This is a genomic window from Amycolatopsis sp. (assembly GCF_035546795.1).
Lineage (GTDB): Bacteria > Actinomycetota > Actinomycetes > Mycobacteriales > Pseudonocardiaceae > Amycolatopsis_E.
Genome location: NZ_DASZWC010000002.1, coordinates 66,607 through 80,233 on the forward strand (window position 1 = coordinate 66,607; position 13,627 = coordinate 80,233).

General features: G+C 71.5%; 15 protein-coding genes. 7 read left to right on the forward strand and 8 right to left on the reverse strand.

The features are described from left to right. From VHD82_RS01905 to VHD82_RS01920, 4 genes are read left to right on the forward strand one after another with little or no spacing between them, the layout of a single operon-like run. Positions 1 to 483, forward strand: a complete 483-nt coding sequence (locus VHD82_RS01905) for an aromatic-ring-hydroxylating dioxygenase subunit beta (RefSeq protein ID WP_325696286.1) — start codon at positions 1 to 3, stop codon at positions 481 to 483. A 12-nt stretch (positions 484 to 495) separates the two neighbouring features. Beyond that, positions 496 to 816: a non-heme iron oxygenase ferredoxin subunit gene (locus tag VHD82_RS01910; protein WP_325696883.1), complete on the forward strand. Its 321-nt coding sequence runs from the start codon at positions 496 to 498 to the stop codon at positions 814 to 816. Beyond that, complete coding sequence (locus VHD82_RS01915; RefSeq protein WP_325696288.1) at positions 809 to 1,564, forward strand: SDR family oxidoreductase; 756 nt, start codon at positions 809 to 811, stop codon at positions 1,562 to 1,564. Before VHD82_RS01910 ends, VHD82_RS01915 begins: the two co-directional genes overlap by 8 nt. 24 nt (positions 1,565 to 1,588) lie before the next feature. After that, a complete protein-coding gene (locus VHD82_RS01920) occupies positions 1,589 to 2,773 on the forward strand; it encodes an NAD(P)/FAD-dependent oxidoreductase (protein ID WP_325696290.1) in 1,185 nt (394 codons plus the stop codon). A gap of 34 nt (positions 2,774 to 2,807) precedes the next feature. Here the strand turns inward: VHD82_RS01920 and VHD82_RS01925 are convergent, their stop codons facing one another. The 4 genes from VHD82_RS01925 to ligD all read right to left on the reverse strand — a co-directional run bounded on the left by VHD82_RS01925 (position 2,808) and on the right by ligD (position 6,430). After that, positions 2,808 to 3,692 carry an oxidoreductase gene (locus tag VHD82_RS01925; RefSeq protein WP_325696292.1) on the reverse strand — a complete coding sequence of 295 codons (885 nt, stop codon included), beginning with the start codon at positions 3,690 to 3,692 and terminating at the stop codon, positions 2,808 to 2,810. Beyond that, on the reverse strand, positions 3,689 to 4,060 hold the full coding sequence (locus VHD82_RS01930; protein WP_325696294.1) for a hypothetical protein: 372 nt from the start codon (positions 4,058 to 4,060) through the stop codon (positions 3,689 to 3,691). The genes VHD82_RS01925 and VHD82_RS01930 overlap by 4 nt, the downstream gene beginning before the upstream one ends. Positions 4,061 to 4,098: 38 nt before the next feature. Then, on the reverse strand, positions 4,099 to 4,761 hold the full coding sequence (locus VHD82_RS01935) for an SRPBCC family protein (protein WP_325696296.1): 663 nt from the start codon (positions 4,759 to 4,761) through the stop codon (positions 4,099 to 4,101). A gap of 82 nt (positions 4,762 to 4,843) precedes the next feature. Next, positions 4,844 to 6,430, reverse strand: a complete 1,587-nt coding sequence (gene ligD, locus VHD82_RS01940) for a non-homologous end-joining DNA ligase (protein ID WP_325696298.1) — start codon at positions 6,428 to 6,430, stop codon at positions 4,844 to 4,846. 105 nt (positions 6,431 to 6,535) lie between these two features. Between ligD and VHD82_RS01945 the strand changes: the two genes are divergently transcribed. Continuing rightward, positions 6,536 to 8,242, forward strand: coding sequence for a hypothetical protein (locus VHD82_RS01945; protein WP_325696300.1), 1,707 nt, complete (start codon positions 6,536 to 6,538; stop codon positions 8,240 to 8,242). An 18-nt stretch (positions 8,243 to 8,260) separates the two neighbouring features. Here the strand turns inward: VHD82_RS01945 and VHD82_RS01950 are convergent, their stop codons facing one another. The 3 genes from VHD82_RS01950 to VHD82_RS01960 all read right to left on the reverse strand — a co-directional run bounded on the left by VHD82_RS01950 (position 8,261) and on the right by VHD82_RS01960 (position 9,514). After that, a complete protein-coding gene (locus VHD82_RS01950) occupies positions 8,261 to 8,518 on the reverse strand; it encodes a hypothetical protein (protein WP_325696302.1) in 258 nt (85 codons plus the stop codon). Further along, positions 8,509 to 8,964, reverse strand: a complete 456-nt coding sequence (locus VHD82_RS01955) for a DUF6292 family protein (protein WP_325696304.1) — start codon at positions 8,962 to 8,964, stop codon at positions 8,509 to 8,511. Before VHD82_RS01955 ends, VHD82_RS01950 begins: the two co-directional genes overlap by 10 nt. A gap of 109 nt (positions 8,965 to 9,073) precedes the next feature. Beyond that, positions 9,074 to 9,514: an Hsp20/alpha crystallin family protein gene (locus tag VHD82_RS01960; protein WP_325696306.1), complete on the reverse strand. Its 441-nt coding sequence runs from the start codon at positions 9,512 to 9,514 to the stop codon at positions 9,074 to 9,076. 106 nt (positions 9,515 to 9,620) lie between these two features. Here VHD82_RS01960 and VHD82_RS01965 point away from each other — a divergent pair, with 106 nt between their 5' ends. After that, complete coding sequence (locus VHD82_RS01965; RefSeq protein ID WP_325696308.1) at positions 9,621 to 10,226, forward strand: HSP18 transcriptional regulator; 606 nt, start codon at positions 9,621 to 9,623, stop codon at positions 10,224 to 10,226. Here the strand turns inward: VHD82_RS01965 and VHD82_RS01970 are convergent. Further along, positions 10,223 to 12,466, reverse strand: coding sequence for a heavy metal translocating P-type ATPase (locus VHD82_RS01970; protein WP_325696310.1), 2,244 nt, complete (start codon positions 12,464 to 12,466; stop codon positions 10,223 to 10,225). The genes VHD82_RS01965 and VHD82_RS01970 overlap by 4 nt on opposite strands. A gap of 133 nt (positions 12,467 to 12,599) precedes the next feature. On the opposite strand from VHD82_RS01970, the gene VHD82_RS01975 reads away from it, so the two are divergent. Next, complete coding sequence (locus VHD82_RS01975) at positions 12,600 to 13,565, forward strand: cytochrome c oxidase assembly protein (RefSeq protein ID WP_325696312.1); 966 nt, start codon at positions 12,600 to 12,602, stop codon at positions 13,563 to 13,565. Positions 13,566 to 13,627: the final 62 nt, after the last annotated feature.

The window sequence follows — 13,627 nt, forward strand, 5'->3', positions numbered from 1 at the left end:
ATGACCGAGTTCACCCGCGCGGCGGTCGAGGATTTCCTTTACCTGGAAGCATCCTTGCTCGACGAGTGGCGGCTGGAGGAATGGCTGGAGCTGTTCACCCTGGACTGCACCTACGAGGTACCCGCCACCGACGCGCCGGAGTCCGATCCGGCACTGACGTGGTCGCTGATCCACGACCGGCGCACGATGCTGGAACAACGCGTCATCCGGCTGAAGAAGCCCGAGGCGCACGCCGAGTTCCCGCATTCTCAGACCAGCCGGATCATCGGCAACGTCCGGATCCGCGAGCGCCGCGAGGATTGTCTCTCGGTCTCCGCGAGCTTTCTGGTGTCCCGCATGAAGGCGGGCAGGTTCGACCAGTACGCGGGCCACTATTTCTACGAGCTGGTGCCGGCCCAGCGATCCCTGAAGATCCGGCGGAAGAAGGCCGTGCTCGCGCACGACCGGCTGGATCCGCAGGGCAAGATCTCCTTCGTCCTTTGAGGAGGGACCGTGATGAAGCGCATCCTGGCCTGTGCGGCCGAGGAGCTCGACGACGGTGACACGATGACCGTGCCCGGCGACCATGAGGCGATCGCACTGTACAAAGTGGACGGTGAGTTCTACGCGACCTCCGACGTGTGCACCCACGAGAAGTGGTCGCTCGGCGAGGAAGGCGACCTCGACGGGTTCGAGATCACCTGCACGCTGCACAACGCCCGGTTCGACGTCCGCGACGGAACCGCCCTGTGTTTCCCGGCGACGGTGAACCTGCGCCGGTACGCGACTCTCGTCGAGGACGGGAAGGTCTATGTGCTGGCGGGCGATCATGAGTGACCGGTTCACCGGCCGCGTCGCGGTGGTCACCGGTGCGGCGAGCCCCATCGGTTTCGGGATCGCCACCCGGCTCGCCCGCGAAGGCGCGACACTCGTGCTGGGCGACGTGGACGAGGACCGGCTGCAGGCGGCCGCGGACGAGCTCGGCGCCAAGGCGCACGCCGGTGACCTGAGCCGCCGGGAAACCGCCGAAGCTCTCATCGGGCTGGCCGGGCGGCCCGATGTGCTGGTCAACTGCGCCGGGGGCGGGGTCATCCTGCCCACGCCCGCGCACACCGAGGAAACGTTGCGGGCGACCATCGACCGCAACCTGTGGACCACGCTCTACTGCACGCTCGCGGCGTTGCCGGTGATGGCCGAAGCCGGGTACGGCCGGATCGTCAACATCGGGGCCGAATCGGTGCGCAACGGGCTCTACCGGCACGCGATCTACAACGCCGCCAAGGGGGGCGTGCACGCGCTCGCCACCGGGCTGGCGCGGGAGTACGCCGGGCACGGGATCACCGTCAACACGGTGGCACCGGCCTGGATAACCGCGCCGGAGGCGGACGCCCGCCTCGCCGCCGCGCCGGAAGCGCAACGCCGGGACATGGCGGGGTTCTTCGAGCAGATCCGCGCGACGATCCCCATGCGCCGCCCGGGAACCGTCGCCGAGGTGGCCGCCGCGGTCGCCTTCGTCGCGTCCGAGGAAGCGTCGTACATCACCGGGCAGACCCTCAGCGTCAACGGCGGCAGCTCGATGCTCTGACGGGCTCGGAAACGGAGAACAACCATGCATCCCCTCCGCTCGGTCACCGTGGTCGGCGGCGGCCTGGCCGGCTTCACCGTGGCCAGGCAGCTTCGGGCGAACGGCTTCGACGGCGCCCTGCGGATCGTCGATCCCCAGGGCCTGCCCTACGACCGGCCGCCCCTGAGCAAGGCGTACCTGACCGGCGCCGCCACGCTCGAACTGGCGCCTGCGGCCTGGTACGACGACAACGCGATAGCGGTGATCACCGGCCACGTCACGAAGCTGTCCCCCGGCACCGGTGGCGTACTTCTCGGCGAAGGCCGGGAAATCACGTCCGACGCGGTGGTCCTCGCCACCGGCGGAAGCCCCCGTGCCCTCCCGAACACGCGGGTCCTGCGCAGCCGGGCCGACGCCGACGCACTCCGCGAAGCATTACGCGCCGGTGGCGAGTTGCTGATCATCGGCGCGGGCCTGATCGGTGCGGAGGTCGCTTCGAGCGCGAGCACGGTGGGTGTCCCCGTCACGATCGTCGATCCGGCCGCGGTACCGCTGGTCCCGGCTGTCGGGCCGGAGCTGGCCGGGTACCTGCACGCCCAGCACGCGAAGCACGGTGTGCGGGTCATCCGGGGCAAACCGGCGCGGATCGGCGGCGGTACCGCCGACATCGAGCGGCACGACGGCACCAGCGTCCGGCTCGATGCCGGCACCGTGCTCGCCGCGATCGGTCTCGGGGTCGACACCGGACTCGCCGAGTCCGCGGGCCTGCCGGTGCACGACGGAATCGAGGTCGATCCCGCCTGCCGGACGAGCAACCCCGCGATCTACGCCGTCGGCGACATCGCCCGGACCCGCCTCCCGGACGGCACACTCCTGCCGCGCGGCGAACACTGGGAGTCCGCCATGCTCGACGGCACCGCGGCCGCGCGATCCCTCCTCGGACTCCCTGCCGTCGCACGGCCCCCGGCGTGGTTCTGGTCGGACCGCTACGGCCAGCACGTCGAAGCGGCCGGCTCCATGTGCACGCCCGGCACGACGGTCCTGCGGGAGACCGGCCCGGGCTCCCGCGTGGCCTTCCGCGTCGACACCGCCGGGAAACTGGTGGGCTGCGCGGCCGTCGACAACGGCAGGACACTGCGAGCCGCCCGCCGCCTGATCGCCCGAGAAGCCGTTGTCGGGGTGGAAGAACTCCGCGATCCGGCCGTGGATCTACGGAAACTCGGGCGCTGACCCCGAATTCCGGCGACAGCCGCCTGCCGCCGGATCAGCCGGGCCCCTCGCCGGCGGCGGCGAGGAGTGGCACCACCAGCTCGCTGATCGGCGTCGGGATGCCGTGGGCCCGGCCGCGGCGCAGCACGACACCGTTGCGGATGTCCCATTCGAGCGGCCGGCCTGCTTCGCGGTCGGCGAGGATGGAGGTGCCCATATCCGCCGGGTAACCCTGGAAGGCGGCCAGGATCTCTTGCGGCACCTCATCTCCCAGTGCCGCGCCCTCGGCCCGCGCCACCGCCAGGCACTCCCGTAGATAGGCCGAAGACAGTTCGGCGATATCGGCTCTGGCGAACATCCCGGCCCGCCGTCCGGTCAGGACCATCAGACCGGCGACCGCGTTCTGCAACAGCTTGCGCCACGCCACGGACGTGAAGTCCGTGGCAGGCTCGACCGAACACCGGGTGCCGCGCAAAGCGTCGAGCACCACAGGGGACGCCGCCGTATCGGGCACGGTGAGGCGCGCTTCGCCGCGCAACCACACCGAACCGTCGGACTGCGCTTCGGCCGGAAACCAGACGACCGAGGGGATGACCCTGGCGCCGGAAAGGTAGGGCCCGACGATCGACTCCTGCTCGACCCCGTTCTGCAGCACGCACAGGACGGTGTCCGCGCCGCACAGCGCCTTCAACCAGGGTGCCGCCGCTTCGACCTGCGTCGACTTGACGGCAAGGAACACGAGATCGACCGGTCCGTCAGCCTGTGCCGGGTCGATCCGCACGGGCCCCGGCACGACGACGCGACCGTCTTCCGCGTGCAGTTCAAGGCGTTCCCGCGCCGTGCGGCCATAAATCCCCGGTGTGCGGCCGGCCTCGTGCAGCGCCGCCGCCACGGTCGTGCCGATCGCCCCCGGGCCCACCACTGCGACGGTCGGATTCATCGGGCGCCGCCCGCTTCCCGGGGCGCGGTCTCGATACGAGTGCGCGCCAGGCGGGTCCGCGGGTCCGCGGCGACCGCGTGCGGCGACGCCGCGAACACCATGCCACGGGACTGCGGGAACTCCCGCTGCGGGTCGAACTCGAACACCAGCCTGCCGGCGGATCCGACGTACCGGGCACGCTCGAGCACCGTCGGCACGCGCCCCAGTGACCGAGCCCAGGACGAACAGGACATCAAGGTGTCAAAGGACCGCGCGGCCGCGTCGGCGCGCACAGTCGAACGCCGCACCCGGCCACCGGAGATGAAGCCTTCCGCGCGCAGCGTCGTCATGCGGCTTTCCGCGATCGTGGCGTGCACCGTCTTGGTCATACCCGCATCTTCCCTTGAATCCGGCTTCGCCGACCAGGCTACTTGGCATGAGAAGGAGCCTGAACCGGAGGACGTGATCGCCCTGCTCGAAAGCCGGTACGACCGGATGCGCCCGCGGTGCGCGCCGAGGCGCGGGTCGGCGGGGAACGCCGCAGCAGGCGCCTTCTGTCCACTTTGGACGAGCGGGGGGGACCGATGCCGAAGCGGCCAAAGGCGATGGCCGGCACGGTGCGCGTCGCGGAAGCGGCCGCGCCGACCCGTCCGCATCCCGGGAGGGAAAAGCGCTGCCGCGAACATGGCGCTGGGCGCACCCGGACCTCGGTGCCACGCCCGCCCGGCGCGGCGCGGAATTCGACCCGGCCCGAGTTGTGCACGCCGGAGTCGCCGACCGTGCGCCGCTCGAGATACTCGCCGACGCTTTCCGCGGTGATCTCGGCGTCCCACTCGACCCCGGCCGCGCGCCAGTGCGTGGTGCCGTCGCCCACCGGCCGCACCGATTCCAGATGCGCCATGAACCGCGCCAGCTCCTCCAGCTTGCGCCAGGCGGCGTAGACCTCGCCGGTCCGCTTCGCGCAGCGCGTCCCGCCGGTCCGGCGCCCGCCGGCGCGGCGATGCACCACGGCGCTCACGACGCCGACGGCTGTCACCCCCGCGACCGCGGCGGGCGCGGCGGCCTGTTTCCGGGAAACGCTCCTGCCCATACGTGTACACCTCGCTGTCGTTTTCCCACGAACCAGTGTTGAGACCCACCGCACCGCGGGCAAACCCGTACACAAAGGACAGTCACAGCTCCGGCAACCGCTGCCCGGCGCCGAGCAGCTCGGCGAAGGGATCTCCCTGGTGGCGCAGGCGTTCCGCCACCGTGTGGATGGTCCAGCGGTCCGGCCGCAGGTCCGGGTCGTCGAGCTCGTCCCAGTCCAGCGGAACCGACACCGGCGCGCCCGGCCGGGGCCGCACGCTGTACGGGGCGACGAGGGTCTTGTTGATGACGTTCTGCGTGTAGTCCAGGCGGGCCAGGCCTTCGCGTTTGTCCCTGTGCCACTCCCAGCTCACCAGCTCCGGCACCGTCCGCCCGATCGTCCGGGAGACCGTCTCGGCCCAGGCGCGGGTCTCGGCGTAGGTGTAGCGCGGTTCGATCGGCACCCACACCTGGATTCCCCGCTGCCCGGTGACTTTCGGTTTTCCCCGCAGCCCGAGATGATCCAGTGCCGTGCGGTGCAGCCGGGCGAGCAGGAGCAGGTCGTCGGCTTCCGTCTTCGGGCCGGGGTCGATGTCGAACAGCAGCCACGTGGGATGCTCCACGTCCGGCACCTTCGAGGTCCAGGCGTGCAGTTCCAGCGCACCGTAGTTCGCGAGCCACGCCAGTGCCGCCGGGCTGTCCGGGACCACGTAGCACTGCGTCTCGCCTTCACCGGCGGCGTCGTAATGCCACTGCCGCAACCACTTCGGCGCGTGCCCGGGCGCTTCCTTCTGCCAGAAGCCGGGTTTGCCGATCCCGTCGGGAAAACGGTGGGTGTTCAGCGGCCGGTCCGCCAGGTAGGGCAGCATCACCGGGCCGACCGTCGCGTAGTAGGCGATCAGCTCCCGTTTGGTGATCGCGGGGTGGCCGCCGGCTGCGGGGAACAGCACCTTGTCCAGGTTCGTCAGGGCGAGCCGGTGCCCGCCGAAGTTCCAGGTTCCCTTGGCGCCCAGCGCATCGAGCGCGGCCAGCTCCGCCGAAGTGGGCCCCTCCGGCCTGGTGCGGACCTCGGCTTCGGCGGCCGGCCGGTCGCTGTGCCACGTCGCGTCGGGGTCCGCGGCCACCTCTTCGTTCGTGCGCCCGCTTTTGACCGATGCCGGGTGCTCCTCGGGGTCCCAGCCCCGCTGCGCGTACTCGTCGTGCTTGTGCAGCAGCAGCCATTGTTCCTTGCCCGCTTCGGACTCCCCTCGCCCCTTCCGGACGAGCACGAACCGGCCGACCAGTTTCTCGCCGAAGAGGTCGAAATGCAGATTCCCGTTCTCGATGGCCTTCCCGGGATCGTCCGTCTCGGCGGGCGCCCAGGTGCCCCGGTCCCAGACGATCACGTCGCCTCCGCCGTACTCCCCGGACGGGATCACGCCCTCGAATCCGGCGTACTCGCGGGGGTGGTCCTCGACGTGCACGGCCATCCGCCGCACGTCCGGGTCCAGCGTCGGCCCCTTCGGCACGGCCCAGCTCACCAGCACCCCGTCGAGTTCGAGCCGCAGGTCGTAATGCCGGCGCCGTGCCCGGTGCCGCTGGACGACGAACTGGTCACCGCTGCCCGCGCCCCCGCTCTCCCCCTTCGGTTCGCCGGTCTTCGTGAAGTCCCGTTTCGCCTGGTACTCGGCCAGACGGCGACGACCTGCCAAGGATCGCTCCCTTCGCTCCACCCGGGACGGGGTTCCCCGCGGCGCCCCCGATTATCCGGCCGGGTGTGCGATCCTCGACCCGATCGAGCACGAAGAGGGGGCAGCGTGGCCGGGACGCCGACGATCGGGGAACTCAGCGAAGCCGGCCGGAGCGGGCAGCTGCTCGACCTGACCGGGGGCGACCCGGAGCACCGCGAACCGGTCGACCCGGCGCTGCTCACCGAGGTGCTCGCCGGGTCACCGCGCGCCCTGCGGCTGCGGGGCGCGCGGTTCACCGCGAATCTCGACCTGGGCGCGACGAGGATCGGCTGCCCGCTCTCCCTGGAGTCGTGCGTCTTCGACGGGATCACGCTGGACGACGCGGAGACGAAGTCGATCAGCCTGCGCGGCAGCCACATGTTCGGGCTCTCCGCGCAGAACCTGCGCGCCGGCGGCAGCCTCGACCTCGGGGCGGTGACGGCGACGATGGGCGTGAGCCTCACGAACGCGCACATCCAGGGAAATCTGCTGGCGAACGACGCCCGGCTGGACGACGGCGGGCACATCGGCCTGCTGGCACACGGCCTCGTCGTCGACCGGGACCTGATCGGTGAGGGCCTCGTGACCGGCGGACCGGTCTATCTGTCGTCCGCGCGGATCGGCGGCACCGTGCGCCTGGACGGGGCCCGCCTGGACGGCGCGGGCCGCCCCGCGATCTCGGCCGAAGAGCTGAGCGTGGACGGCTCCCTGTTCTGCGCGAAGGTGACCGCGACCGGCGAGGTATCGCTGCTCGGGGCCCGGATCGGCGGGGACCTCTCGTTCGATGGCGCGAACCTGTCCAATCCCGGTGGTCCGGCCCTGCACGCCGACGGGATCACCGTGGGCGCCGGCTTTTCCCTGCGGAACGGCTTTTCGGCCACCGGCGCGGTGCGCCTGATCTCCGCGAGTGTCGGCCGGCGGATCGTCTTCGCCGACGCCACGCTGACCAACCCGGAGTCCTTCGCGCTCATCGCGGACGGGCTCAGCGTCGGCCACGATCTGGAGTTCCGCCCGGACTTCGCGACCGACGGCGAGATCCGCTTGTTCGACGCGCGGATCGGGCGCCAGCTCCGGTTCAGCGGCACCAGCGCGGTGCCCGAAGGCCGCGCGGCGTTCACCCTGACGTCCCTGCACGCGGACTCCTTCTTCCTGACGCCGCGGGAACCGTTCCACGGCAGGGTCGAGCTGACCCGCGCGCAGATCAGGGAAATCTACGACGACGAGCGGAGCTGGCCGCCCGACGTGGCCCTGCTCGGCTTGGAATACCAGGTGCTGCAGAACCATTTCGTCCGCGTGCGGGACCGGCTGTCCTGGCTCGTCCGCGGCTCGCTCGACGGCTACAACCCCAGCGGCTACGACCAGCTGGCGGCCGCGTACCGGCGCACCGGCCAGGTCGAAGCCGCCCGGCGGGTCGGCATGGCCAAACAGCGGCACCGGCGCCAGGTGCTCAACCCGTTCGGCCGGCTGTGGAACTGGCTGCTGTACCTGACAGTCGGCTACGGCTACCGCACCTGGCTCGCCGGGCTGTGGCTCGTCGCGTTGGTCGCACTGGGCACCACCCTGTTCGGCGGCGCATACCGGGCGGAGCTGCAGCCGTCCGCGCCGTCCGGCCCGGCGTTCCAGCCGTTCGCCTACACCCTCGACGTGCTCGTGCCGATCGTCGACCTCGGCCAGAAGAAGGCCTGGTTCGCCCAGGGCCCGGCCCAGGTGTGGTCGTGGACGTTCACCGGGGCCGGCTGGGTGCTCACCACGGCCGTCGTCGCCGGAGTCACCAACGCCCTCAAACGGGACTGAGTTCGCCGGCGGCCCGGTTCAGGCGGCCGTCCGGACACGAGCAGGGGCGGAGGCCGTGCGTGCCTCGGCGAGGATTTCGGCGGCTTCGGCGCCGGCCAGGACGAGTATCCACTGAACGCGTGCGCTGACGGCGCCGGGATCGGCCGGGGTGCGGCAGACGGCGTCGAAGCGGGCCGGCAGGGCGGCGCGTTCGGCACGCTCCTGCTCGAGCCGGAGGGCCGCCGTTTCGGCTTCGCGGAGGGCGTCGCCATCGGCCGGGGCAGGCGTCACAGGCACGGCTCCACGGTCGAGGGGGCCGGCAGGTAGGCGAGCAACTGGGCGGCCAGGTCGTCCGGACTCCCGGCCGGGCGGATCGCGGGCGGGACGGTCCCGCGGCCGGCGCGGTCGTCGCTGCGGACGGTGTCGACGAACCGTGCGACCTTCCCCGGCGCGGGCGTGATCGTGGGCCCGCCCAGGTAGGCGAGGACGATCAGGTCCTCGCTGGAGTGCGTTTCGATCGCGATGGCCCAGCCGTGTCTCTCGTCCCACAGCAGCGCGACGTCGCGGTCGGGGTGGCGGGGCAGGCGGATGTCGAGCGCGAGGTAGGCCGAGACCGGAGTGGCGTGGTCGACGGTGACGGACTCCAGCCCCACTCCGAGTTCATCGGCTACCGCGCGCAGGTAGCCGCTCAGCGCGCGAAAGGCGATGTGCTGCTGGAGCGAGATGTCGAGCGACGCGGTCACTGGTACACAACCTTTCTCCCAGGCGGGCGATGAACGGGCAGGGCCCGTTGCGGAGTGCCGCGCCGCCACGGGCGTCCGGCGGCGCGGCACGGACACGGTGTCCGGGCGGTCAGGCCTCGATCTCCCTCGGCTCGCCACCCGCCTGGCCGATCACGATCCGGCGTGGCCTCGCCTTCTCGGCGACCGGAATGCGCACGGTGAGGACACCGGCGTCGTAGTCGGCCTTGATGTGGTCGATGTCCAGGTCCTCGCCGAGGAACAGCTGGCGGGAGAACACGCCCAGCGGACGTTCGGAGAACTGCATCCGGACGTCGTCGCCGGTGGCCAGCGGACGCCGTTCGGCCTTGACCGTCAGCACGCTGTGCTCGACGTCGAGCTCGATCGCGGCGGGGTCCACGCCGGGCAGGTCGAAGCAGACGACGAACTCGTCACCGGCGCGGTAGGCGTCCATCGGCATCACCGCCGGCCTCGACCAGGTCCCCGGCGCACTGCCGAACAGCTGCTGGTTCAGCCGGTCGAACTCACGGAACGGATCGGTGCGCATCAACATCGGGTTCCACCTCCTGTTGCCCTGTCTCTGGTGTCAACACGCGCTTTTGTTGTACCTTGTCATCGCATCGATGACAAGTTGTTCGTCGTCGAAAGGATGACATCACATGAAGGATGATCCGATCACCGCCCTCGGCGACATCCGCGCCGTGGTCGTCGCCGCCCGGAAAGGCGGGGCGGAGCGCGAGCAGCTGCTCGACGCGCTGGCCGCATTGCGTGCCGTACGCGATGAGCTCAGCGCGTGGGAGCCGGAACTGATCAGCGCGGCCCGCTCGAACGGCACCAGCTGGGCGGCGCTCGCCCCGGCACTCGGGGTGGCCAGCCGGCAGGCCGCCGAGCGCCGGTACCTGCGGCTGCAACCGTCCGACACCGGAGAAGCCACCGGCGAAGCCCGGGTCGACGCGCAGCGCGACAAACGCGCCGGGGACCGCGCCGTCGCGCAGTGGGCGCGCCACAACGCCGGGTCCTTGCGGAAGCTGGCCGGGCAGGTCAGCGCCCTCGAAGGGCTCCCTGCCGCGGCGCAGGACAGCGCCGACCGGGTCGGTGACGCGCTCGGCACCGACAACCCCGCCGACCTGCTCGCCCCCCTCGCCGCGTCCCACCCGCACCTCGTCGAACACCACCGGGGACTCGCCGACCAGCTGACGGGCATCGCCGAGCACACCGACCGGCTTCGCCGCGACGCCGCCACCCAGCGACGCGCCCAGCGCTAGGCGGGCCGGCCGCGCTCGAACCCGCGCAGGCGCAGGCTGTTGGAGACCACGAACAGCGACGACAACGCCATCGCCGCGCCCGCGATGAGCGGGTTCAGCAGCCCCGCGGCCGCGAGCGGCAGCGCCGCGACGTTGTAGCCGAAGGCCCAGCGCAGGTTGCCGCGGATCGTCCGCACCGTGGCGCGCGCGAGTCGGACAGCCGCCGGGACCACGGCGAGATCGGCACGCATCAGGATCAGGTCGCAGGCGCCGACGGCGACATCGGTTCCGGTCACCAGCGCCATACCGAGGTCCGCACCGGCCAGCGCCGGCCCGTCGTTGACCCCGTCCCCGACCATCGCGACCGTGCGGCCCTCCGCCCGCAGCCGCCGGACGACGCCGGCCTTGTCCGCGGGCAGCACTTCCGCGATCACCTCGCCGATCCCGGTCGCGGCGGCCACCGCGCGGGCGGTCGCTGTGTTGTCGCCGGTCAGCATCACGGTGCGCAAGCCCAGCGCATGCAGTTCGGCGACCGCCGCGCCCGCGCTCGATCGCACGGTGTCCGTCAGCGCCAGCACCCCGGCGACCTCCCCGCCGATCGCGACGGCCACGGTGGTGAGCCCGTGCGCCTCCCACTCGGCGTGTGCCCGCTCCAGTTCCGGCGGGATCGCGACGCCTTCCGCCCGCATCAGCCGCGAAGTGCCCACCCGGACCTCTTTCCCGCCGACCCGGCCGCGCACGCCGAGACCGGACAGAGCGCGGAAATCCTCGGCTTCCCCGACCGCTCCCAGCTCCGCGCGGGCGAGGTCCACAATGGCGCGGGCGATCCCGTGCTCCGAAGCGTTCTCCACGGCACCCGCGCAACTCAGGACCGCAGCGCGGGAAACACCGTCCGCGACGCGCACGCCGGACACCGACATCCGGCCGGTGGTCAGCGTGCCGGTCTTGTCCAGCACCACGGTGTCGATCGCGCGCGCCGACTCCAGCGCCTGGTGTCCTTTGATGAACACACCCAGCTGCGCGCCGCGCCCGGACGCGACGAGCAGCGCCGTCGGCGTGGCCAGGCCCAGCGCGCACGGGCAGGCGATGATCAGCACCGCCAGCGCGCAGCTCACCGCTTTCTCAACAGGCGCACCACCGAGCAGCCAGCCGCCCAGCGTCAGTCCCGCGAGTACGAGGACGACCGGCACGAACACCGCGGCGATCCGGTCCGCCACCCGCTGCACCGCGGCTTTCCCGCTCTGCGCCCGTTCGACCAGCCGCACCAGCTGAGCCAGCTGGGTGCCGGCGCCGACCTTCTCCGCGCGCACGACCACCCGGCCGCCCAGCGCGACCGTGCCGCCGACGACGGCGTCCCCGGCCGCGACCTCCACCGGAACCGACTCACCGGTCATCGCGCTCGTATCGATCCCGCACGCGCCCGACAGCACCACCCCGTCCGTGGCGACCGTGTCGCCGGGCCGGACCACGAAACGATCCCCGATCCGCAGGTCCGCCACCGGAATCCGGTGTTCGGCACCGTCCTCGTGCAGCACGACGACCTCGCGGGCACCCATTTCGCCCAGCGCGCGCAGCGCTGTCCCCGCCGCGTGTTTCGCCCTCGCCTCGAACATCCGCCCGGCGAGCACGAAAATCGTCACCCCGGCGGCCACGTCCAGGTACATCGACCCGGCGGGCTGGAAGATCAGGCCCCACCCGCCTTCCCCGTGCGCACCGGCGCTGCGGCCGAACATCGTGTAGACCGACCAGCCCGAGGCCGCCAGGATGCCCAGCGACACAAGGGTGTCCATCGAACCGGTGCCACGGCGGGCCGCCCGCAGCGCCCGCACGTGGAACGGCCACGCGCACCACGTCACGACCGGCACGGTGAGCGCCAGCAAAACCCATTGCCAGCCCGGAAAACGCAACGACGGCACCAGCGCGAGGGTGACCGAGAGGTCGGCGAGCGGGACACCGGCGAGCAGGGCGGCCACCAGCCGCCGCCACAGCACGCGGACCCGGTCCCGCCCGTCCTCCCGCCCTGGGTGCCCGATCTTCCGCGCGGTGTACCCGGCGCCTTCCACCTGCTCGATCAGCCTGCCGACCGGCACCGGTGCGGCCAAGGTCACCGTCGCCTGCTCGGTGGCGTAGTTCACCGTCGCGGTGACGCCGTCGAGCTTGTTCAGCTTGCGCTCGACCCGCGCCGCGCAAGCGGCACAGGTCATCCCGCCGATGGCGAGCTCGACCTCTCCCGCGGAACGGGCGGACCGCACTTCGGTCATGACCGGATCAACTTCTTCTTTCGTGCCTATGCCCGGAAACCGGGCTGTGCCGCACCGGCGGCCTGCCGGGCCCAGTATCACCCGGTGCCACAATGGAAATCCGGCTACCCCTTCCAGGAACGAGTGAGCGACCGTGGACGTGCGTCCTGCCCTGACTTGGCAAACGCTGGTGACCGAATGGGACGTGCCCGTCACGGTGGCGGTGCTTCTGCTGCCGGCGGCGGTGCTCTACCTGGTGGGGTTGCTACGAACCGGAAACCGGCCACGCGGCGCCACGGTGTCGTTCTACTTAGGACTCATCGTCTGCGCGATCGCCACCGGCGGCAGCGTGAACGCGTACAGCACGACGTTGTTCACCGTCCACATGGCACAGCACCTGTTGCTGATCATGGTCGTGCCGGCGCTGCTGATCCTCGGGCGTCCACTGGAACTTCTGCGCGCGGCGAGCGGGCGGCTGCGCCCGGCGCTCGGCCGGATGGCACGCGGGCGGATCGTCGCCGTGCTCACGCATCCGGTTTTCGCGTTCGTCTATTACGCCGCCGTGGTGGCCGGAACGCACCTCACCCCGTTCCAGCAGAGCGCCGCGACCAACCCGTGGCCGCACGGCGTGGAGGAACTGCTCTACCTCACCAGCGGCTACCTCTTCCTGCTGCCGATACTGGCGGCGGAGCCCGCCGGCCGCAGGCTCGCCCCGCTGCTGCGCCTGGTGGTGCTGCTGGCCGGCATGGTGGTCGACACGCTGGTCGGGGTCACGCTGCTGATGACCCCGCGGCCGCCGTTCGCGGCGTACGTCGTCCCCGGCCGGGGCTGGGGGCCGGACGCGCTGACCGATCTGCACTGGGGCGGGGCGATGATGTGGGTCGGCGGCGATCTGCTCATGGCCGTGCTGGCGATCATCGTCATCACCGCGTGGGTCTCCTCGTCCGCCGGTGACGGCGATCTCGGTTCCTGGCTGGAATCCGCGCGGCGCTCGGCCCTGACCGGGAACGCCGGCGCCCTCGACGCCTCGGTGAATCTCGACGAGGACGAGGAAGCGCTGCACGCCTACAACGCCATGCTCGCGAGAATGGCGAACCCGCGGGACCGTCGCCGGCCCTGATTCCGGGAACCAGACGCGCCTTCCGGACGACCTGTGCTAGTGGCGGGGAGTGAAGGGAGCGC